Source organism: Nitrosomonas halophila, assembly GCF_900107165.1.
GTDB classification, from domain to species: domain Bacteria; phylum Pseudomonadota; class Gammaproteobacteria; order Burkholderiales; family Nitrosomonadaceae; genus Nitrosomonas; species Nitrosomonas halophila.
Map to the genome: position 1 here is coordinate 74,739 of NZ_FNOY01000004.1, position 19,979 is coordinate 94,717.

The 19,979-nt window shown below is 52.5% G+C and carries 20 protein-coding genes, 3 tRNA genes and 1 pseudogene; 9 read left to right on the forward strand and 15 right to left on the reverse strand.

Annotated features, from left to right (window positions below):
- Positions 1–62: 62 nt before the first annotated feature.
- Positions 63–1,526 carry a magnesium transporter gene (mgtE, locus tag BLV85_RS01900; protein WP_090411549.1) on the forward strand — a complete coding sequence of 488 codons (1,464 nt, stop codon included), beginning with the start codon at positions 63–65 and terminating at the stop codon, positions 1,524–1,526.
- Between the two features lie 82 nt (positions 1,527–1,608).
- Here mgtE and crcB read toward each other — a convergent pair whose 3' ends face one another.
- From crcB to glnA, 8 genes are all read right to left on the reverse strand, one after another.
- Positions 1,609–1,998: a fluoride efflux transporter CrcB gene (gene crcB, locus BLV85_RS01905; RefSeq protein ID WP_090411607.1), complete on the reverse strand. Its 390-nt coding sequence runs from the start codon at positions 1,996–1,998 to the stop codon at positions 1,609–1,611.
- 20 nt (positions 1,999–2,018) lie between these two features.
- Positions 2,019–2,369 carry a DUF190 domain-containing protein gene (locus BLV85_RS01910; RefSeq protein WP_090411551.1) on the reverse strand — a complete coding sequence of 117 codons (351 nt, stop codon included), beginning with the start codon at positions 2,367–2,369 and terminating at the stop codon, positions 2,019–2,021.
- Positions 2,370–2,400: 31 nt separating this feature from the next.
- Positions 2,401–2,796 (reverse strand): fluoride efflux transporter FluC, encoded by a 396-nt coding sequence (locus BLV85_RS01915; RefSeq protein ID WP_090411553.1) that lies wholly within the window; start codon positions 2,794–2,796, stop codon positions 2,401–2,403.
- A 168-nt stretch (positions 2,797–2,964) separates the two neighbouring features.
- Positions 2,965–3,435, reverse strand: coding sequence for a methyltransferase family protein (locus BLV85_RS01920; protein ID WP_090411555.1), 471 nt, complete (start codon positions 3,433–3,435; stop codon positions 2,965–2,967).
- A gap of 233 nt (positions 3,436–3,668) precedes the next feature.
- Positions 3,669–3,744, reverse strand: a tRNA-Phe gene (locus BLV85_RS01925).
- 51 nt (positions 3,745–3,795) lie between these two features.
- Positions 3,796–3,872: transfer RNA gene (locus BLV85_RS01930), tRNA-Arg, on the reverse strand.
- 366 nt (positions 3,873–4,238) lie between these two features.
- A complete protein-coding gene (locus BLV85_RS01935) occupies positions 4,239–4,730 on the reverse strand; it encodes a DUF4124 domain-containing protein (protein ID WP_143032273.1) in 492 nt (163 codons plus the stop codon).
- A gap of 149 nt (positions 4,731–4,879) precedes the next feature.
- The gene (gene glnA, locus BLV85_RS01940; RefSeq protein WP_090411558.1) at positions 4,880–6,265 is read right to left on the reverse strand and encodes a type I glutamate--ammonia ligase; all 1,386 of its coding nucleotides are present in this window, start codon (positions 6,263–6,265) and stop codon (positions 4,880–4,882) included.
- A 442-nt stretch (positions 6,266–6,707) separates the two neighbouring features.
- On the opposite strand from glnA, the gene BLV85_RS01945 reads away from it, so the two are divergent.
- Both BLV85_RS01945 and BLV85_RS01955 read left to right on the forward strand, forming a co-directional pair.
- A complete protein-coding gene (locus BLV85_RS01945) occupies positions 6,708–8,168 on the forward strand; it encodes an SLC13 family permease (RefSeq protein WP_090411561.1) in 1,461 nt (486 codons plus the stop codon).
- Positions 8,169–8,610: 442 nt separating this feature from the next.
- The gene (locus BLV85_RS01955) at positions 8,611–9,891 is read left to right on the forward strand and encodes an ammonium transporter (RefSeq protein ID WP_090411565.1); all 1,281 of its coding nucleotides are present in this window, start codon (positions 8,611–8,613) and stop codon (positions 9,889–9,891) included.
- Between the two features lie 211 nt (positions 9,892–10,102).
- On the opposite strand, the gene rluD is transcribed toward BLV85_RS01955, so the two are convergent.
- Positions 10,103–11,038: a 23S rRNA pseudouridine(1911/1915/1917) synthase RluD gene (gene rluD / locus BLV85_RS01960; protein WP_245725042.1), complete on the reverse strand. Its 936-nt coding sequence runs from the start codon at positions 11,036–11,038 to the stop codon at positions 10,103–10,105.
- Between the two features lie 100 nt (positions 11,039–11,138).
- On the opposite strand from rluD, the gene BLV85_RS01965 reads away from it, so the two are divergent.
- Positions 11,139–11,942, forward strand: coding sequence for an outer membrane protein assembly factor BamD (locus tag BLV85_RS01965; RefSeq protein WP_090411570.1), 804 nt, complete (start codon positions 11,139–11,141; stop codon positions 11,940–11,942).
- Positions 11,943–12,060: 118 nt separating this feature from the next.
- A tRNA-Arg gene (locus BLV85_RS01970) sits at positions 12,061–12,136 on the forward strand.
- A 193-nt stretch (positions 12,137–12,329) separates the two neighbouring features.
- On the opposite strand, the gene BLV85_RS15570 is transcribed toward BLV85_RS01970, so the two are convergent.
- Entirely contained in the window at positions 12,330–12,638 is a 309-nt protein-coding gene (locus tag BLV85_RS15570) for a pyruvate kinase (RefSeq protein WP_245725043.1), read from the reverse strand.
- Positions 12,639–12,653: 15 nt separating this feature from the next.
- The gene (locus BLV85_RS15575) at positions 12,654–12,794 is read right to left on the reverse strand and encodes a hypothetical protein (protein ID WP_245725044.1); all 141 of its coding nucleotides are present in this window, start codon (positions 12,792–12,794) and stop codon (positions 12,654–12,656) included.
- Positions 12,795–12,817: 23 nt separating this feature from the next.
- Here BLV85_RS15575 and BLV85_RS15580 point away from each other — a divergent pair, with 23 nt between their 5' ends.
- Positions 12,818–13,003, forward strand: coding sequence for a hypothetical protein (locus BLV85_RS15580; RefSeq protein ID WP_245725045.1), 186 nt, complete (start codon positions 12,818–12,820; stop codon positions 13,001–13,003).
- A gap of 348 nt (positions 13,004–13,351) precedes the next feature.
- On the opposite strand, the gene BLV85_RS01980 is transcribed toward BLV85_RS15580, so the two are convergent.
- Positions 13,352–14,014: a pyruvate kinase gene (locus BLV85_RS01980; protein WP_143032274.1), complete on the reverse strand. Its 663-nt coding sequence runs from the start codon at positions 14,012–14,014 to the stop codon at positions 13,352–13,354.
- Positions 14,015–14,457: 443 nt separating this feature from the next.
- Between BLV85_RS01980 and BLV85_RS01985 the strand changes: the two genes are divergently transcribed.
- Genes BLV85_RS01985 through BLV85_RS01995 form a run of 3 tightly spaced genes read left to right on the forward strand, consistent with a single transcriptional unit; the run spans position 14,458 to position 16,434 of the window.
- The gene (locus tag BLV85_RS01985; RefSeq protein WP_090411574.1) at positions 14,458–14,664 is read left to right on the forward strand and encodes a hypothetical protein; all 207 of its coding nucleotides are present in this window, start codon (positions 14,458–14,460) and stop codon (positions 14,662–14,664) included.
- A 4-nt stretch (positions 14,665–14,668) separates the two neighbouring features.
- Positions 14,669–14,947 carry a DUF5395 domain-containing protein gene (locus BLV85_RS01990; RefSeq protein ID WP_090411576.1) on the forward strand — a complete coding sequence of 93 codons (279 nt, stop codon included), beginning with the start codon at positions 14,669–14,671 and terminating at the stop codon, positions 14,945–14,947.
- Positions 14,948–14,970: 23 nt separating this feature from the next.
- Positions 14,971–16,434: a putative sulfate exporter family transporter gene (locus tag BLV85_RS01995; protein WP_090411578.1), complete on the forward strand. Its 1,464-nt coding sequence runs from the start codon at positions 14,971–14,973 to the stop codon at positions 16,432–16,434.
- Between the two features lie 120 nt (positions 16,435–16,554).
- Here BLV85_RS01995 and BLV85_RS02000 read toward each other — a convergent pair whose 3' ends face one another.
- The 3 genes and pseudogenes from BLV85_RS02000 to BLV85_RS14790 form a co-directional block, all read right to left on the reverse strand.
- Positions 16,555–18,030: a DEAD/DEAH box helicase gene (locus BLV85_RS02000; protein ID WP_090411580.1), complete on the reverse strand. Its 1,476-nt coding sequence runs from the start codon at positions 18,028–18,030 to the stop codon at positions 16,555–16,557.
- Positions 18,031–18,818: 788 nt separating this feature from the next.
- Complete coding sequence (locus tag BLV85_RS02005) at positions 18,819–19,613, reverse strand: hypothetical protein (RefSeq protein ID WP_090411583.1); 795 nt, start codon at positions 19,611–19,613, stop codon at positions 18,819–18,821.
- Between the two features lie 268 nt (positions 19,614–19,881).
- Positions 19,882–19,979 (reverse strand): annotated as a pseudogene (locus BLV85_RS14790) (cytochrome C554); the annotation flags it as partial.

A 19,979-nucleotide genomic window follows, 5' to 3' on the forward strand; every position in this document is an offset into this window, starting at 1 on the left:
ACCGTCACCGGTCTTTGCACGTTCAATCAACTTCTGCAATCCACCCCAAAGGCAGTTCACCGATGCAACCCTACAGCGAACGTCCTGATCCCAGCTTGTTGCTGGCACCCAAAATCAGTCAAATACTCGAACAGCGGCGTACGCATGAAGCACGCGCCGCCCTGGCCGAATTGGCCATGCCCGAAATCGTCGATTTACTCGTCGCGCTCGCACCACAGCACCGGGCCATGGCCTTTCGCTTGCTTGCACGCGAGATGGCAGCAGATGCCTTCACCGAGCTGCCCGCACAGATCCAGCAACAGCTCCTGGATGAACTGAGCAACGAACAACTTGCCCAGCTGTTCAACGAAATGGATCCGGACGATCGCGCCGAGCTGTTCGACGAAATGCCCGGCCAGCTTGTCACGCAGCTACTGGCCATGATGCGCCCCGAGGAACGCCGCAGCACTCGAGCGATTCTCGGTTATCCGGCCGACAGCGTGGGCCGCCTGATGACGCCTGAGTTTCTCACGCTCAAACCGGACTGGACTGTCCAGCAAGGATTGGGGCATATCCGCCAGTATGGCAGGGACGCCGAAACCGTGGATATCCTGTATGTCGTCGACAAACATGGCCGGCTGCTCGACGACATCCGTATCCGTGAACTGTTGTTGGCCGATCTGACCACCCAAATCGAATCTCTCATGGATACCAGCGCAGCCTGGCTCGATGCCCACGATGACCGTGAAGCAGCGGTCCGCATGATGGAACGCTACGATATAGCCGTCCTGCCCGTACTGGATCGCGATCATGTACTGGTCGGCATCGTGACGTTCGACGATGTTGCCGACGTGGCGGAAGAAGAAACCACCGAGGATATCCATAAGGGTGCCGCCGTAGCTCCCCTGGAAATGAGTTATGGCGAAACCTCGGCAAGTGCGTTGTTTCGCAAGCGCATCCCATGGTTACTGGTACTGGTATTGATCAACCTTGGCTCATCGAGTGTAATCGAATTTTTCGAGGAGACACTCCAATCGATGATCGCTTTGGCTTTCTTCATTCCATTACTGATCGACACAGGCGGCAACACCGGTTCACAATCGGCGACCATTATGGTTCGCGCCATTGCTACCGGCGATCTCGAGCTCAAGCAATGGTTGCGCACGGTCGGCAAGGAACTATCAGTCGGCATCACGCTTGGTGTCGCCATGGGCGTGGCCGGCGGCATGCTCGGTCTGATCCGTGGCGGCTGGGAACTTGGTCTGATCGTTGGCCTGTCAATGGTCTGCATCGTCATCACCACCAATCTTGTTGGGGCGTCGCTGCCTTTCATCCTCAGCAAACTGCATATCGACCCGGCAGTGGCCAGCAGTCCACTGATCACTTCCATCGCCGACATCACAGGCTTGATCATTTACTTCATGTTTGCAAACTGGCTGATCGGTTCACTCCCAACCGGCACAGCACTTGATGAAGTAGCAGCAGCTGTTGACACAACCCTGTCATGCGTTCCCTGCTGGCTAACAAACGGTTCAGGTCGTGGCTAGCACGACGACCTAACCTTACTCGTTAGAAATTGGATAGGGGGCATATATCGTCGCCAGCGCAGCCAGAGCAGTTTATGCTAATTCAGCCACGGCTCAACCGCATGCCCAAGCCATGCCCCAACCAGACAGCAAGCATGCTCAGCATCAGCGTAAGCGCCGAATACAGCGCCGCCACGCCGGCTTGACCGCTCTCAATCAGCTGCAAGGTTTGCAAGCTGAAAAAAGAAAAGGTGGTAAACCCGCCACAAAAACCCGCCATGGCAAACTGCCGCAAAGCCGGGCTCAGATAAAAACGGCCTTCCGGGGCCGTAATGGTGGCCAGGAAACCGATCAGAAACGATCCGATGAGATTCACCAGCAGCACACCCAGCGGAAAATCCGGACCATACCATTGCTGCACACCATTGGTCACGGCGACCCGAAACACCCCGCCCACTCCAGCACCCAGCGCGACTGACAAAGCAATTTTCACGATCACTCAACCTGCATCAATCAATCGCGCGGCTTCTCCGAACTGGCCCGATACCGAATGATTTCGACCGACTCCAGCGTAATCAGGCCATCCAGCACCATTCCATCCAGCTCCGGCAAAAAGGACTGAATCTTCTCATCGGTATCGACAATTTCGATAATCAATGGCAGATCTTCAGACAATCGCAATATCTTCGCTGTATGCAAACAGCTGCTGGCACCGAATCCCATTGCCCCCCGCAATACCGTGGCACCGGCCAGTCCCTTCTCCCGTGCTTTGAGCACGATGGCCTCATAAAGCGGCCCATGACCCCATCGGTCGCTTTCACCAATAAAAATTCGCAGCAGTTTCCCCGGTCCGTTCTCTTTCATGGCTCACCCAGTTGATTCAGCATGGATTGTTTCACCAGACGCTGCTCCCCAGCGCTGCACCGGCAAAAACTGCTCCCAAGCATAAAAAATAAGTGCCGAACAGATTCATGCCAGCCTCACGCCACTCGCCCTCCTGCAGCAAATTAAAGGTATTGAGCGTAAACGAAGAAACCGTCGTATAGCCGCCCAGTACCCCGAGCATCAGGAAATCGCGCAGCATGTCATGCCCGGCAAGCGACATGCCTTCCGATGGAAAGCGCCACACGAGGCCAATCAACAAAGCGCCCGTAACGTTCACCACCATCGTTCCGACCGGAAATCGCTCACCTAACCGCCGAGCAATGAACCCGCCCAGCAGGTAGCGGCACAAGCCGCCGATCGCGCTACCGCCAAAGGTAATGAGTAATAAAAGGGTCCAGTTATCCATAACTTCTGAATAGCAATCCTCGCGGTAACGCCGGTTGCGCCCATCGGATCACTGAATACTCGATCCGCCTGCATGCTAGCACATATACTTCGGCAAAGGACGCGACAGTCCACTCCAAAACCAGTTTAAATCCGGCAAGATGCTTGGGAGCAGCGCCACCCCGTTAATTCAGAACCAACGCCTGACTCTAGCTTGATAGGCAAGATAAGAATCGCCAAATCTTGCCGTAAGATGCGCCTCTTCATGGCGGATGACGCCATAATGCAGCAGCAGCCAGACCAGGGGTGCGAATAACAATGGCCACCAGGTAGCCAATATCATCGATGCGCCGACCAGGATGAACCAGTCACCCAGGTAAATCGGATTGCGACTGTAGCGAAATGGCCCAGTGGTGCAAAGACTGGTGGCGGCCTTATAGGGATTGACGGTAGTATGGTGCAACCAGCAGGTAACGAGCGTCCACGCGAGCAATACTGCCCCCAAGCCCGCCACCAGCCAACCCAACAACGGCGCCAGACCTCCCCATTCCCAGGATAACGGATGCGAATTGCGATCGAGCCACCAGCCACTCAGGACGGCAGCAGCATAGGGTACAGGAGGCAAAATCAAAGTACGGGGGCGATGAAAGTGATGCGTCATGACAATTCAAATCAACTGGAAAAAGTACATGACAGAAAAGACCTTAGAGCAGCCCAATCGTTCATAGTATGCCGCTCGGGACAATTCCTCGCCGATTTCAGGATGCGTCAACAAAACTGAAACAGATCAGAGAAACATCAAACAATGCGAGGCGGGCAGGATTTCAACGACAAGAACCTGGGAACAATAAAATTCTGCCGAATAACAGGCAAGATCGCTTATGCAACGATTATTGGTGGCCAAGGGCGGAATCGAACCACCGACACAAGGATTTTCAGTCCTCTGCTCTACCAACTGAGCTACTTGGCCTCGGGATACATACTGATTATTACCAAAGCTGTACAAATGAAACAGCCTGGATGGCGCGCCCGGCAGGATTCGAACCCACGACCCCTTGGTTCGTAGCCAAGTACTCTATCCAACTGAGCTACGGGCGCAGTTACTGCAACGAGAATCGTCCATCGACTTCCTCTCGTGACTCCTAAAAAACGCTGACTCAACTTCAATCCATCTGGCCAGTCAATCTATCTCTGCGTTTTCTTTGCTGATGCCAGAAAGCTGTGCATGATGTTACATTCGGGCATTTTTGTCAAGGATCAAACGCAGTTCTATTCGAATAAATTAACCCATACTGCGACACCCGCTCAGCGGAACAAAGAAAATCATGCACCTGTACAGTTTTCCGCTGGATGTCTAGCTGCCCCCAGCAACCCGGGAATAATTTAGCGGCTTGAAGAAAATTGCACGATGCATGGTGTACATGCTCAGTGACAATCACCAATTACCCCAGCCATCAAAACGGCTCACTCATTCTTCAATGCGTTCAGCTCGGTGATCAGTGCCCGGATATTGCGTCTATGCAAAACTGCTCGGGTACGAAGCGAAAGCAGCTCGTCGTTGCCTGACTGCACATCCCCTTGCACCTGCGGCTGCGGATTGTGGTGCATCTTGCCAAGTGTCTGCAACACATTCTCCAACAAGCGGGTCTCAGCTGCCAGCTCCAGTTTGAGCATCTGGTAGTGATGCGCATCCCGCGGCCACTGCGCTGGTGAATGGCCGCCTGTATGATCGCCAGGCCGAGGGACGACGGCAGCCGATTGTGCGGCTTGCAGCGAGTTGGCTGCTGGCTTCTCCCTATCCCGTCGAGATTCTGCCGCACCCAGGACAAGTATATTGGTATAGGTCACATGCCCCCGCTCATCCACCAGCTTATAGATACCCGATGCGCAACCCACTGCGGGGGTGCTGGCTATTGCGAAACCCATTAGCGTCACGATTGATTGTACTGGCTTCATGAAACGGCTCCTCCCCCTGACAGCAGCTTCAAGACATTGCCTTGGTCTTGGAATCGCAGCCGAGCAGGCTCAAGTGCACGGTCTTCAAGTCCCCATGGCAAGGCCACCACACAGCTTGGAGACCCTTAAAGCAGCGGCAATACCATTTTTTACAGACTGTAATAAAGCGCAAACTCGACCGGATGTGTGGTCGTCCGCAACATAGCCACTTCATCCGTCTTCAGCGCAATAAAGCCATCGATCATATCGTTGGAAAACACTCCGCCGCGCGTCAGGAATTCACGATCCTGATCCAAGTGCTCCAATGCTTCTTCCAGTGAAGCGCAGGTGTTTGGCACCCTGGAAGCTTCCTCCGGTGGCAAATCGTAGAGATTTTTGTCCATCGGTTCGCCCGGATGAATCTTGTTCTGCACCCCGTCCAATCCAGCCATCAGCAAGGCGGTAAACGTGAGGTAGGGATTGGCTGTCGGATCTGGAAAACGGATCTCGATCCGGCGATGATTAGGGCTGCTCGCATAGGGAATGCGCACTGCAGCCGAGCGGTTGCTCGCCGAATAGGCAATATTGATCGGCGCTTCGAAACCAGACACCAGTCTTTTATATGAATTGGTTCCCGGATTGGCAAAGGCATTCAGTGCCTTCGCGTGCTTGATAACCCCCCCGATATAGTGCAATGCCATTTCCGACATCCCCGCATAACCATTCCCGGCAAAAAGATTCTTGCCGTCCTTCCAGATCGATTGGTGCACATGCATGCCTGATCCATTATCGCCGACTATTGGTTTGGGCATGAAGGTGGCCGTCTTGCCGTAGGACAACGCGACATTATGAATGACATACTTCATTACCTGATTCCAGTCGGCACGCTTCACGAGACTGTTGAAACGGGTGCCAATCTCGCATTGTCCGGCGTTGGCCACCTCATGATGATGCACTTCGACTGGAATACCCAGTTCCTCCAGAATCATGCACATGGCCGAGCGAATATCATGCAGGGAATCGACCGGTGGCACGGGGAAATAACCACCTTTGACCGCGGGTCGATGACCGACGTTACCACCTTCATAGCGCTTTTTGGAGCTCCACGCAGCTTCTTCCGACTCGATCTTGACGAAGCAACCCGCCATATCGGCATGCCAGCGTACCGAATCAAAGATAAAAAATTCAAGCTCCGGGCCAAAATAAGCCGTGTCGCCAATTCCGGTTGATTTCAGGTATGTTTCGCCCCGTTTTGCCAAGGAACGGGGATCCCGGTTATACCCTTGCCCATCGGAGGGATCCACGACATCGCAAGTCAACAGCAGCGTGGTTTCCTCCATGAACGGATCCAGCACTGCAGTGTCCGGATCAGGCATCAGCAACATGTCCGAGGCATGTATATTTTTCCAGCCTGCAATTGAGGATCCATCAAAGGGGTGGCCATCCTCGAATTTGTCAGCCGTGAAAGTATGGGCAGGCACCGTGACATGGTGTTCCTTGCCAACAGTATCGGTAAAGCGCAGATCAACAAATTTGACTTCATGATCTTGAATCATTTTTAAGGCATCGGCTACCACAGTTTTTTTCTCCAGACAGGTATCATTTGTTCAGGGAATTACGGATTCGGGAAATACAGGGTTTGGTAAGGAAAGGCACTACCAGTCGTAAATAACGGCAGAATGACAGCTACTTTGCGTAGATTTTATCAAGCAGGCTAGAATGCGCATATAGACATTTAAAAATAATTATATCCGTTCACAAGATTTTGTTCAGCACAAGATTCTCCTGCAAGCCATATCTTACAGCCAAAAACAGCGGCTGGCTGTCCTATTCACGCGCAATGATCCGAATTTATCAGCCATTGTCTGCAATATACCAAGCGCACGCATCCAGGCCGCAAACCCTGCTATTTCCATTTCCTCCGGCACGCACAACGCCCTGCACGGTCATGGTGACTGCACCAGAATATCCGCACACAAGAAACAACCGGTTATATTCATGAAAACAGCCTCGAAAAAGCCACCTATCATCCGATTAAGAATCGCCGGATGGTTGACAGGTCCTGCTCTGCTTGCAATGACCATCCTGTTCCCTGCTCCCGAAGGCATGAGTGTGTCAGCCTGGTATACAGCCGGCATCGCCCTACTGCTAGCGGTCTGGTGGTCAACCGAGGTCTTGCCGATTCCGGTCACATCACTGTTGCCCATTCTGCTATTTCCAGCGCTCGGGGTCATGTCGACGGCCGAAAGCACAGCATCCTACGCCGCTCCCACCATCTTTTTATTGCTGGGCGGCTTTCTGATTGCCATGGGGCTGGAAAAATGGAATTTGCATCGAAGGCTGGCGCTTCATTTACTTGCCCGGACCGGCAACAACCCTGCCATCGTCCTGGCCGGGTTCATGGGCATCACCGCGTTGCTTTCCATGTGGATCAGCAATACCGCCAGCGCACTCATGATGACCCCCATCGCACTGTCCCTGACAACCGACCTCGCCAAAACCAGTGCACACCAACGATTCACTTTGTGTCTCATGCTCGGCATTGCCTACTCCGCCAGTATCGGCGGCCTCGCCACGATCATTGGCACTCCGCCCAATTTATTGCTGGTCGCTTTCATGCAGCAAACCTACGGGTTCGAAATCAGCTTTCTCGACTGGATGCTGTTAGGGCTACCCGTCGCAGGGGTCATGCTGTGTCTGGCATGGTGGGTATTGCTTAAATGGGCCATGCCCTTCGATATCAGCAAGGTGCGTCTGTCCCAGGGCTCCATTGTGGGCGACCTGAAAAAACTTGGAAAGCTATCGGTTCCAGAGAAAAGATTAGCGTTTGTGTTTCTGCTGGTAGCGACAGCCTGGATCGTACGCGTACCGGTTCAGCAATACTTCCCCATGCTCTCCTGGCTCGATGACACGCTGATCGCGGTTGGCGGAGCCGTCTTGATGTTCATCATCCCTGCGGGCGGCGCTGCGGAAAAATGGGCCGCCCTACTGGACTGGGAGCGCACACGCAACATTCCGTGGGGTGTGCTGTTGTTGTTTGGGGCCGGACTCAGCCTTGCCCGGGGCATCGAGAAAACGGGACTGGCCTTATGGCTGGGGGAGCACTTGGCCATAGCCACCACCCTTCAACCCGTGCTCATGATTGCCGGCCTGGTTGCTTTGGTCATTTTCATGACAGAGCTCACCAGCAATACTGCCACCACTGCAACCCTGCTGCCCGTATTGGCTGCACTGTCGCTTGCCGGCGATCTCACGCCCATGCTGTTATTCGCGCCTGCTGCGCTTGCCGCCAGCTGCGCCTTCATGCTGCCGGTCGCAACCGCACCCAATGCTGTGGTCTATTCCACCGGCAACGTAACGATCCCCCAGATGGCCAGGGCAGGCCTGAAGCTGAATCTGATCGGCATACTTGTCATTACCGGCATGACCTACTGGATCGCGCCATGGATTTTTGGATGACCTCTGGCACGCGCGCACCGGACCGAACAAAAACCCAAAAAAATTTCTTAACCCTATTGTGTTCATGGCTTTTAAGGTTCAAACTTCCGTGGGCTGTGGAACAAACACGACGCAAAACCTGCAAGCAGGGATGAATCTTTCAAGTACCCGCTGAATAAAACATCAAGTGGTATTTGAATATTGCCGGAAGTCGCCAGCAGGACCGGCCGCTTTTGATTCACAGGTTCCAACGCTTGGTCGGACCCAGGTAATATCTTTACAGAATAAAAATAAACTAGAATCAGGTCTTCGCTCACCGATTGCGAACACATATCCTCATTAGGTAAAAACTGATCAAGACCGGTTGGTTATCTACCACCGTAGCATACCGGCCATTATCCGACAGGCATGTGCTCGGGAATTACCCGAATAACTTAAATCTATGGATATGGGGAGCAAATAAATGAGAAGAAACCTATGGTTAGCCACATTGTGTTCCATTGTATTATTTCTGTTATGTTTCAGCGGCTGGGCAAGCGCAAGTGCTCCGGACACGGGCATCAACGAAGCGCGGCTGGTCGCACAATACAACTACTCAATCCACATTCTGGCCATGTTGCTGGTAGGGTTCGGTTTTTTGATGGTCTTTGTACGAAGATACGGTTTCGGCGCGACAACCGGCACCTATCTGGTGGTCGCAACCGGGCTGCCGCTGTACATTCTCTTGCGCGCGAACGGAATTTTTGGCCACGAGCTGTCGCCGCATTCCATTGACGCTGTGCTTTATGCAGAATTTGCGGTCGCAGCAGGATTGATTGCCATGGGAGCCGTACTCGGGCGACTGCGGGTGTTTCAATATTCATTGCTGGCACTGCTCATTGTACCCATCTATCTATTAAATGAATGGCTGGTACTGGACAATGCCTCCGGACTGACCGAAGGATTTCAGGATTCCGCCGGCTCGATCATCATCCATGCCTTCGGCGCTTATTTCGGTCTGGGCGCCTCCATCGTCCTGACCACAGCTGCGCAGCGCGCGCAGCCGATTGAATCGGATGCCACCTCGGACCGCCTGTCGATGCTTGGATCGATGGTTCTGTGGCTGTTCTGGCCGAGCTTCGCAACCGCGATCGTGCCCTTCGAGGAAATGCCCCAAACCGTGACCAACACCCTGCTCGCCCTATGCGGCGCCACGCTTGCCACCTTTTTCCTGAGCACGCTGCTCCACAAAGGCAAAACATCCATGGTGGACATGGCCAATGCAGCACTGGCCGGCGGTGTGGCGATTGGATCCACCTGCAATGTGGTAGGGCCAACTGGCGCGTTCTCCATTGGCCTGCTGGCAGGCGCCCTTTCTGTCTTGGGCTATGTATTTGTCACGCCCATGCTGGAATCCAGAGCCAAAACTGTCGATACCTGTGGCGTGCACAACCTGCATGGCTTACCGGGCCTGCTGGGCGGCTTGAGCGCAATTCTGATTGTTCCAGGCATCGCAGTCTCGCAGCTGACGGGCATAGGCATCACGCTCGCACTCGCGCTGACTGGCGGCATGATCGCTGGCGCAGTGATCAGACTGACTGGCACGACCAAACAGGCTTACGAAGACAGCCATGAATTCACCCATCTTGCCGGGCCTGAAGAAGAACGCAGAGCCGAAAAACTGGCAATTGAGGCCCAAACCGAGGTGCAGGCACTCAAAAGTCAAATAAACACCACGGCATTCGCTGCCAAAATGGAAGGCTAGGCCATCCTCCCAGGCGCTTGACAGACGGGTTCCCCTGGCCGGGTGGGCAGCCTCCTAGCAGTTGAATACATGGCCGTCATGATGCAAAATGCTTCACTGCTGACCCTGCAATCCACCACCCGCCAGGAACCCCGCCTGGGTGTTCCATATATTCTCCATACGTTATCTGAGCTACAGATGGCTGAACAGGCGGCCATCCTTCCCGCGCGGGTCAGACGGAGGCCAGGCCGGCCGTGGAAGCGCCCCTGATTGCCTGCAACAATTCTGCCATATCGCTTGGCAAGGGCGATTCCCAACTGACGGACTGCCCACTGCCAGGATGCATCAAGGTCAGCCTTTGGGCATGCAGTGCTTGCCTGGGAAACTGCAACAAGACATGCGCCACGGCCAGGGTGGAGGCATCCACTGCCTTGCTGCCATAAACCGGGTCACCTACCAGAGGATGGCCGATTGCGCGCAAATGGACACGAATTTGATGTGTGCGCCCAGTTTCCAGGCTGCAGCGCAGCAATGTGCAAGCGGCCAGTTTTTCCAGCACCCGATAATGCGTACGGGCCGGCTTGCCCGCTTCGGTGACGGCCATCCGTGTACGCAGCACGGGATGCCGGCCTATCGGCGCATCGACCAAGCCGTCTTTTCGGACATCGCCCAGTGCAAGCGCCAGGTAATCCCGCCGGACGGTCCGCGCCTGTAACTGCTGGACCAGATTGAATTGTGCCTCAACCGTTTTGGCCACCACCAGCAAACCAGTTGTCTCCTTATCCAGGCGATGCACTATCCCGGCACGCGGCAACTGATCGAGCTGTGGGGCATGATTCAGCAGCGCATTCAGCAACGTCCCCTGCCAATTCCCATTACCCGGATGCACCACCATACCGGCCGGTTTGTCGATAACGATCAGATGCTCGTCTTCATCAACGATATTGAGTGGAATCGCTTCCGCCTGATGGGCGCTATCCGCCTCTATCCGGCCAGGGGTCACGCTGATTTTCTCACCCCCCCATATTTTCTGCCTGGAGGTTGCCCCCGAGCCATCCACACTGACCAGATTCTGCTCGATCCAACTTTGCAGGCGGCTGCGCGACCATTGCGGCAACAAACGCGCCAATGCCTGATCCAGACGCAACCCTGCAACTTCTTGGGGCATTTCCAGCTCTATTACATTCTCAGGCTGATCAATTGCTACGGATAAATCAGGCTTTACGTTATAATTTTGAATATCTTGCCCGTTATTGATGTAATTCATTATGAAGCGACAATTCTTAGTAGGGTGGTTGATGGTGCTGTTGACGGCATGCAACATGTTGTCGGAAAAACCGACCGACAACAGCCAATGGTCCGCAAACAAATATTATGCTGAAGCCAAAAATGAGCTCAGCAATGGAAATTATGCCACGGCAATCAAGTTGTTTGAGGCGCTGGAAGCACGTTATCCCTATGGACGCTATGCCCAGCAGGCTCAGCTTGAAATTGCCTATGCCTATTATAAGGATCAAGATCAGGCTTCCGCCATCGCTGCAGCCGACCGGTTCATCCAGCTTTATCCGCACCACCAGAACATCGACTATGCCTATTATATCAAAGGGTTGGCAAATTTTAACGACGATCAGGGTATAATGGGTTATATCATCTCCGCAATCATTAAGCAGGACATGAGCGAGCGGGATGCAAAAGCCTCCCGTGAATCGTTTGAAAACTTCAAGCTGTTGGTGACACGCTACCCGGAAAGCAAATACGCATCCGACGCTTTGCAGCGCATGGCATTTCTGGTCAATGTCCTGGCCAGAGGCGAAATTTACGTCGCACGGTACTACATGAAACGCAAGGCCTATGTCGCGGCAGTCAGGCGCGCTCAATTTGTGCTTGAAGAATATCCGCAAACCCTGGCCACAGAAGAAGCGCTGTATATCATGGCCAGCGCCTATGAAGCGATGGGCTTGACCGATCTGCGAGATGGTGTGGAAAAAGTCATGAGAAAAAATTTCCCGGAAAGCACTTATCTCTCCGACTCCAATCCACTGGGAAAAAAATCCTGGTGGCAATTCTGGTAACGCACCATTCAGACCAGTTTTGGCGTTCATAATAAGCGCATCATATTTAACGCGATAACACTGGTGCGGCATACCCGGTTTTATCAATTAGCATGTTTTAGCGTACAATGCCTCCTCCGCCCTGGTAGCTCAGGGGATAGAGCAACCCCCTCCTAAGGGGTAGGTCGGACGTTCGATTCGTCTCCAGGGCGCCAATAAAAATTGGCAGGTCATGCCACTCATCCGGCATCTATGTTGAGGCTCAGAATAATTTCTCATCGATTTTATGAGGCATCAACGCACCCCGCGCATATTGGTTACTGCCGCTAAATGCCTATAGTCGCACATTGTGCGCACCTCACTGATACTGGAAACCGTTTTCAGAGGTGATTTATCAATGGCGTTACGCTACCAGCGCAACAGGGCGCTTTTTTTATGTTGATGGGCCTGCATATGTTGGAGAACATTGTCCAACATTTCGATTGCCTTGATAATATGTTCGCCTTTATTCAGCATCACACACTCCGCTCTTTCTCCCATCGCTGCATCCGTAATTTCTGCACACGTGGGTTTACCCGTCTTGGTCATATTCTCAAGCACTTGGGTTGCCCAGATTACTGGAATATGCGCAGCCTCGGCCAGCCAAAGAATTTCTTCCTGTAGTTCTGCCAGACGCTCGTAACCGCATTCAATGGCCAAGTCTCCGCGCGCTATCATCAAACCGACAACCGGTCAGCGCAACAGCGCGAACAAAATTTCAGGCAAGCGCTCAAACGCCTGACGCGTCTCGATCTTAACGATAATCCCCACGCTTGCAGCGCCCAGTCTCTCGAGATGGTGCTGCAACAGCTCAACATCCGAAAGTCCGCGCACAAAGAAAGGCCAACGATATCCGCATGATGCACGACGAAATTCAAGGATTCGATATCATCGCTGGTCAGACCCGTTGTGTTGAATCGGGTGTCTGGCAGGTTGATCCCTTGATCTGCCACCAGCTTTTCGCCACTGTCTTGTGCCTGGACGATTTCAACCATAATTTGATCCGGGCTGAGAAACTGTTTGGAAATGCTGAATTTGAGTGATCATCCCGAATCCCGTAGTATGACTTATCGACAACTACAACCACCGTCATGGCGAAGCCCAACAGGCTGTGGCCATCCAGATGCTTTTCGGCAACCCTATCGCTACAGTTGCCAAGGCGTTGAGCAAACTGACCTGGAATTAACATTTCCAAACAGCTTCTGACACCCTTTATGATCCCACCCATTCGGCCATCATCGATTGCAATGCGCTCACCAACCTGCGTGCACTCAAAAACTTCTGGCAATGAACAAGCGATTGTTGCCGGCTGCAACAGACTCCCTGTCACCTCATACCGGGCTGCATGCCCTGAAGAAGGTTGACGCTTCAACGCTAATTGATCACCACGCTTAAGGCGCCTCTGTTTTTAACAGCGGTGAGTTTAACCACCAGCGGACATTTCTATTTGGGAGAAACCGGACATTACTACTTGGGGCTAACAGTCCAGTCCGCAATTTGGGCCCAGCGAGATCCATGAGAATATGACATTCCCGCCCCATTTCCTGCGAGGCCAAACGAATTGAATGCATCATACGCGACCAGATATCGGGACCATCATGCGCACAATTGGTTCGCACGCAATCCACCCCTTTGCGCAGCATCTCCTTGACCAACTGATAATTGCCGGCGGCTTCCGTTGACAATGTGGCCATGATCCGCACCCATCTATTAACCGGCGGCTGACCAAGCAGTTGGCTGGTATTCTCTACCAATATGGCAGCTCCGTTCAGAGGCACTGTCTCAAATTCCGGCAGGGCCTCTGATGCAGCCGCCCCCAATGCATCACACAGCAGCATACTCACTGCGTCGAGAGTGCTCAGCACATGTGACTCCGCCCGCCCCAAAGAAGACAAACCGATGGCGGCGAGTTTGAATTGCAATGGCCGCATGTCATGACGACGCAATGCAAGATAGTGAATCAAATTAACTGCACTGGAGCTGTGACAAGCAGCGATTTTCTCCAGCAGCAGGGTGGAATCCTGCTCTGCTTGTAGCAATTCTTGCCGCAACACCTTTAATTCATGCAGCAAACTGGCATATACATTGAGAATAGCTCTATCCTAGCCCTACTATGTGACACTTTTATAACAGAAATGGAACTGTTTAGAAATAATTATCATTTCTAATCAAACAGCTATCTATGATAAGGTTTAGTCAGCGTTGCAAAGCACGCTTTATTCCCTACCCTGCGGCCACTCACTAAACGCTGCGCATGAGACTTCAACACAAGTTAGAATATTTCTATCATATGGATACAGGTTCAACCTTAGGGCTCGTTAATGAATAACTTGGGCATACGTTGTTACGTATTCGGGAAAGATGCAAGGCGCGAGGCGAAGCCGAATGATCGTTCCACTCGCAAGCCTCGCAACGCCGCAGATGCCCGAATACGCAACAACCCTTCGGGCTGGCTTGACCCTATGCAAGCACATAGATTTTCTCACTGGAGCACATGATGACAACAAGTAATCTTTCGCAAACGCCCGACAAGCCAACCATTCAGAATAGCGAACAGCCACTGGCCAACCAATCGGTGCTAGGTGAACCAGAACCCTGGGAAAGCTGGGAAACCAGCCTGTGTCTGTGGAGCATAGGCATAGGCACCGCCGCGTTGATTGTGCTGGGTATTTTGGTGGACTGGTTCTTGCTGCCCGCAGCATGACAGCATGAAATTTGATCTGGAAGTCAGGCTTGCGCATGATGGCGACAAGTGGATTGCGTACCATCCAGATTTTGAGGCATGCGGACAGTCGCTGGCCGAATTGGATCAGGACTTGACCCGGTGTCTATTGGACCGGCAATTATTTCCTGAAAATAGTCATGTGACAATTTTTATGGCATTTGATCACAACTGCATTCCAACCTGGATACGGCAATATGCCTATCATTATTTCAACCGCCATATCCGGCTGAATCTGAAATCGGCCTCCTTAAAAACACAATAAGCAATAAGCAATAAAGGTTTGAAATGAGCGAGATGAACAGAAAATGGTATTCCGGGATGACCAGGACGGAGGACTGGTGGGCAGTCTGGCTGGGATCAATGATGTTTCTGGCAAGCATCGGTTCGCTCTGGGGGCTGGATCTGACCGGCTGGATGGCCAAACCTGGGACATGGGTTTGGGGAGCGTTTTCCCTGGATGCCGCATTGAAACCGAGCGGTTACGAAAATTGGCATCCTTTTCTGTCCTGGCTCACCACTTATCTGGTTTTCACATCGCTGACATGCCTTGCGGCGGCTGCAATGAAACTTGATCTGAAACGATTCTTTGCCGGCTGGAGCATACTGTTTGTGTTGACCTGGGTCATCTGGGTAATTGGCCAGGAAGCGCATTTCAAGGTCCCGTTCAATGAATTCGAGAAATATGGCCTGTCCTGGGGATTGTCACTCGGGGGCGGTTTCTCTTATTTATTGGCCCTCTCAGTGGGTCTGATCATTGGAAATTTTTTCAAGGGCACGGCTGATTTCCTGATGGAGGCGGCCAAGCCCGAGTGGTTCATCAAAACCGCCATCGTGTTTCTGGGCATCAAGATCGGCATCATGTCCATCGAGGCGACCGGTTTCATTACCGAGCTGGTCATGACCGGTGTCGCCGCCACTTTTGTAGCTTACATGTTGTTCTGGCCAATCGTCTACGTGCTCGGCCGCAAGGTATTCCGGTTATCGCGTGATGCCGCCGCCGTACTTTCTTCCGGTATTTCCATCTGCGGGGTATCGGCTGCGATTGCCACAGCCGGTGCCATCCGGGCACGGCCCGTGCTGCCGGTCGTAGTTTCGATTCTGGTTGTCATTTTCGCCATGTTCGAGCTTATCATCCTGCCGGGTTTGTATACGGCAATTGCCCCCAACCAGCCCATCGTCAACGGATCCGCTTTGGGGTTGACAGTCAAAACGGATGGTGCCGATGCAGCAGCCGGCGCAATGCTGGACGAATTGATGAGAGCAAATGCCGAGGCCAACCTGGGGGTGGTCTGGAAGGAAGGCTGGATTTTAATGGCGTCGCTGACCACCAAAATCTGGATCGATATGTTTATTGGAGTTTGGGCTTTCGTGCTGGCATTGGTATGGGTGTACAAAGTGGAGCGCAAGGCCGGTCAATCCAGAATCGGGCCGATGGAAATCTGGCACCGTTTCCCCAAGTTCGTTTTGGGATACTTGCTGGTCTGGTTTTCATATGTCATGCTCGCCTCCACCGGCACAGAAACTGCCGAGGCCCTGAATCAGACTGCGGCTGCCGTGGAAGGTCCCATGCGCAATATGATGTTCATGCTGACTTTTGTCAGCATTGGTGTCATTACCGATTTCAGTAAGCTTAAGGGAATGGGTAAACTGGCATTGCTCTACGCGGTTGCGCTTTTTGGAATCATTGCGCCCATTGCCTATGGTGTGGCATGGATATTTCATCGGGGCATGATGCCGCCCTCTCTGTAGACATACCCAGGTATGGCCAGGCAATGCGCATGATTCGCCAGCGGTCGCATTGCACGCCACACGCGTTTTTTCTACGACAGGGCGGGCGCCTGCTTGAGGAATGGAGTCGAAGAAACTCGCTTAGCTTTCCTGCCCAGTCTTGTTTTTTACCGGAGGGATAAATAACGCAGGGATCGGTTTCTTGTCCTGTTTATAGGTAAGAAAGAAACCTCTTGCTTCGCTAGGTCTGGGTACTGCTGGCTGGACTGGACTGCTCTTGGGAACATAAGGCTGGGTAAAAATGGGATCATCCGGTATGGAGGATGACCTTCTGCGTGGATCGGGGCGCTTGGGCGCGTAGGCCGGCCGCTGTTTTGCCCTGCCGTTATCGACGTCGGCTGACCGCGCACCGTTACTCATCCGTTTACCTTTCGGGCTGGCAGGTTGCGTTTGAACCGGTGGTTTGGGTTGAAATCCATCCACTGGCGCTACCTCAAGCTTGGTTTTCAGCAATTTTTCAATGTTCGCCAGCAGATCGGTTTCATATTCTCCCACCAGGGAAATCGCTTTCCCCTTGCTACCAGCCCGGCCAGTACGTCCTATCCTGTGAACATAATCCTCGGGCGTTCCCGGCAATTCAAAATTGATCACATGCGATAATTTCTCGATATCCAGCCCCCGTGCCGCGACATCTGTCGCAACCAGCACCTGCGCTTCACCTTGCTTGAACTCATTCAGCGCTTGCGTACGCTGTTGCTGGTTCTTGTCGCCATGAATGGCGGAAGCAGCTATGCCTTGCCGGGAAAGCATTTGTGCCAGCCGGGAAGCGCCATGCTTGGTTTTGGCAAAAATAAGCGCTTGTTTCAAATCCTGCTGTTTGATCAAATGCACCAATAATTCAAATTTGTTTTCTGGTTTCACCAAGTGCACCACATGCGAGATTGATTCATTGACCGCATTCTGTCTTGCCACCTCGATGCGCACGGGCCGTTCCAATAAGTTATCGGCCAGTTTTTTAATCTCATTCGAAAAGGTTGCCGAGAACATCAGGCTCTGACGTTGCTCGGGCAGCAGCGCCATGACGCGCCTGATATCCGGCAGGAAACCCATATCCAGCATACGGTCGGCCTCATCCAGAACCAGGATCTCCGTCTTGCAGAAATTGATCATCTTCTGTTCCACAAAATCCAGAAGACGGCCTGGTGTAGCAACCAATATCTCAATTCCTCCTCGCAATGCTTCTTTTTGCGGGTCCATACTCATGCCACCGAAAACCACCGCACTCCTCAATGCAAGATATTTGCCGTACTTCTGAACGCTTTCATCGATTTGCATGGCCAATTCCCGGGTAGGCGCCATTATCAGGGCACGCACAGGATGTTTAGCGGGAGAAGTGCTGGCATTGGCGTAGGGCTGAAGGCGGTGCAACAGCGGTAAGGTAAAGCCCGCAGTTTTGCCTGTACCTGTTTGCGCGCTGGCCATGACGTCACGACCAGCCAGAATGGACGGTATGACCTGTCCTTGAATAGGCGTCGGGTTCACATACCCCTCGTCGGCAACAGCCCGCAGTATTTCGCTGGACAAGCCTAATTGGTCAAATGCTACATAACTGCTCATAGATTATTTAAAAATAAGGGTTAGAAGTAGGTTCAAATTGTCTGCCCCATCATCCCAGTTCGGTTAGAAAAATTGGTCGGCAGTTTATGACTCAAGTGACAGCAGGTGTGTGGGTGCGGGAGTACCGCCTGTGTAGGGCAGACGCATCCATGGTGAAGCATTTTCTCCAGCCACGCCTGGTCTCCGATCGCCCGGGCATGATGCTTCGCCACTTCTCCGTACGAGTTCATCCAGGAAAGCACATACGACATGGAATACCTTGAGGGGTCTTCAGGATAAAACGGGGATGATGATGCACGAAGGAGGAATACACAGACATGGCCACACAGCATTGAGTGGAACACGTATTGAATTTCCGGCTATCTGGGAAATTTAGTTTGCCTGTAGGCTGATGAGCATGCGGGAGATTTACCAACTTGATTCCCTGTTTTTCTACCAGGATCTGAAACTGTCTGCGGCGGGACCAGCCTGGCTTTGGTCGGCAGGAATATTATTCAGTGGCGAAATGATCGGCTGCATAACAACCTTATTTTGCATACGTTCGAATCATTTATACTGGTTGGAATGATTATTCGCCCCAAACGTTCAACATTGGATCCAATATCAATCTTTGCAACAGATTATAGCCACACCACCTGATCGCAAATCCAATCCTAAATAGCTTACTCCACTTTGCATTCCCTTGCCAACTAGAATGGGATAATTATGATCCAAATCTGGATGTCACTACAAGCCAAAATGGGGTCGCTTGTCATCCAAGCAATCGATCGGCTCCAATCCTAATCGATTCATTTACGGCTCAGTATCGCTTTCAGGCTTGGTCTATTGGATCTGAGCCATTTGAATCCATTACTGACTTTACTGCTTCCTTTGAGTAAAATGGGCGCGCCTCCGATTGCTACCGCATCGACCAAGCAGTACCAGGCAGCGACGCCGCTGGGAGGATTGCCCTGGGATAAATCAAATACCGGTTCAATAGTCGCCCATCGCCAGGTTCCCGCTGCGGTTCCGATCAACTCCAGCCAAGTAGTGATAAAGAATGCAGCCAGATACACCATTGGCGATCGGCCCTTGAAAAGATAGATCAGAAATACCACATACAGCAATGCACCCACCTGATCGCCCTGCTCAGGAATACCGCTGATACCCCAGGCTGACCAGAGACCACCCACGATCACTACGAAGGCCGCGATTTTCCTGGCATATTCGAGAAAGAAACCTGAGCGGGCCAATGCCACGGCGGTCAAATAAACCATCCCATGGCCTGGCGGCACATAAAGCGGTACATTCTCCAGCCGGTAGGTATACCCTCCCATATAAATCGAGGCGAAGTGCTCACCTGCTGTGGCGAATGCAACGGCGATCATCACTTGCACCCGTATCTCTCGATTTTCCCCCACCAGCAATGCAATCAAAAAAATCCAGGCGATGACGCCCAATGCATTCTGGATGGCCAAGCTTGCGTAGGCATCGATCACCAAGCTCACTCCCACACAGAAAAAGGTGAACCCAGCTATAAAATAATCGCGTTTTCTGTGAATAGTGCTGCCATCACTCTCAGGGAAATGTCGGAAGGCGTTCATATCATCATCTTAATAACAAAATAACCATCCATATCGATGGTTATTGGGCATCATACCCGGTATGCACAAGCTTGGCATGCCAGTTGGCATGACAGGTTGAACGGTTGTTATCATCAGCTGGGGGCATATCGAGTTCAGCAAATATCAAAGCCAGGAGCCTGATATTTGCTGAAATGATTATCAATCCAGCACCCCTATTCTGGAGGAGTAAGCGACTTCTCCAGAATAGGGGTAGGTTCGTTATCGGAACCTGTCACCAAGACGCTGATTATTTCTTGTCATCTTTCTTGGCTTCTTTGGCGCTGGCCTGGAATTCGTCGTGATACTTGAATTTAGGTTCGCCTTCGTATACGCCATCAAGCTTGT

Excerpts from the sequence above, each read along its gene's own strand:
- BLV85_RS01935 (WP_143032273.1), bottom strand. The coding sequence starts at position 4,730 with ATGAAGCCAGTACAATCAATCGTGACGCTAATGGGTTTCGCAATAGCC.
- BLV85_RS01915 (WP_090411553.1), bottom strand. The coding sequence starts at position 2,796 with ATGGATAACTGGACCCTTTTATTACTCATTACCTTTGGCGGTAGCGCG.
- BLV85_RS01990 (WP_090411576.1), top strand. The coding sequence starts at position 14,669 with ATGAAATTTGATCTGGAAGTCAGGCTTGCGCATGATGGCGACAAGTGG.
- BLV85_RS01995 (WP_090411578.1), top strand. The coding sequence starts at position 14,971 with ATGAGCGAGATGAACAGAAAATGGTATTCCGGGATGACCAGGACGGAG.
- BLV85_RS01945 (WP_090411561.1), top strand. The coding sequence starts at position 6,708 with ATGAAAACAGCCTCGAAAAAGCCACCTATCATCCGATTAAGAATCGCC.
- BLV85_RS01920 (WP_090411555.1), bottom strand. The coding sequence starts at position 3,435 with ATGACGCATCACTTTCATCGCCCCCGTACTTTGATTTTGCCTCCTGTA.
- BLV85_RS01910 (WP_090411551.1), bottom strand. The coding sequence starts at position 2,369 with ATGAAAGAGAACGGACCGGGGAAACTGCTGCGAATTTTTATTGGTGAA.
- BLV85_RS01965 (WP_090411570.1), top strand. The coding sequence starts at position 11,139 with ATGAAGCGACAATTCTTAGTAGGGTGGTTGATGGTGCTGTTGACGGCA.
- mgtE (WP_090411549.1), top strand. The coding sequence starts at position 63 with ATGCAACCCTACAGCGAACGTCCTGATCCCAGCTTGTTGCTGGCACCC.
- BLV85_RS01955 (WP_090411565.1), top strand. The coding sequence starts at position 8,611 with ATGAGAAGAAACCTATGGTTAGCCACATTGTGTTCCATTGTATTATTT.
- BLV85_RS15580 (WP_245725045.1), top strand. The coding sequence starts at position 12,818 with ATGATGCACGACGAAATTCAAGGATTCGATATCATCGCTGGTCAGACC.
- rluD (WP_245725042.1), bottom strand. The coding sequence starts at position 11,038 with ATGCCCCAAGAAGTTGCAGGGTTGCGTCTGGATCAGGCATTGGCGCGT.
- BLV85_RS02005 (WP_090411583.1), bottom strand. The coding sequence starts at position 19,613 with ATGAACGCCTTCCGACATTTCCCTGAGAGTGATGGCAGCACTATTCAC.
- BLV85_RS02000 (WP_090411580.1), bottom strand. The coding sequence starts at position 18,030 with ATGAGCAGTTATGTAGCATTTGACCAATTAGGCTTGTCCAGCGAAATA.
- BLV85_RS01985 (WP_090411574.1), top strand. The coding sequence starts at position 14,458 with ATGACAACAAGTAATCTTTCGCAAACGCCCGACAAGCCAACCATTCAG.
- BLV85_RS15570 (WP_245725043.1), bottom strand. The coding sequence starts at position 12,638 with ATGATAGCGCGCGGAGACTTGGCCATTGAATGCGGTTACGAGCGTCTG.
- glnA (WP_090411558.1), bottom strand. The coding sequence starts at position 6,265 with ATGATTCAAGATCATGAAGTCAAATTTGTTGATCTGCGCTTTACCGAT.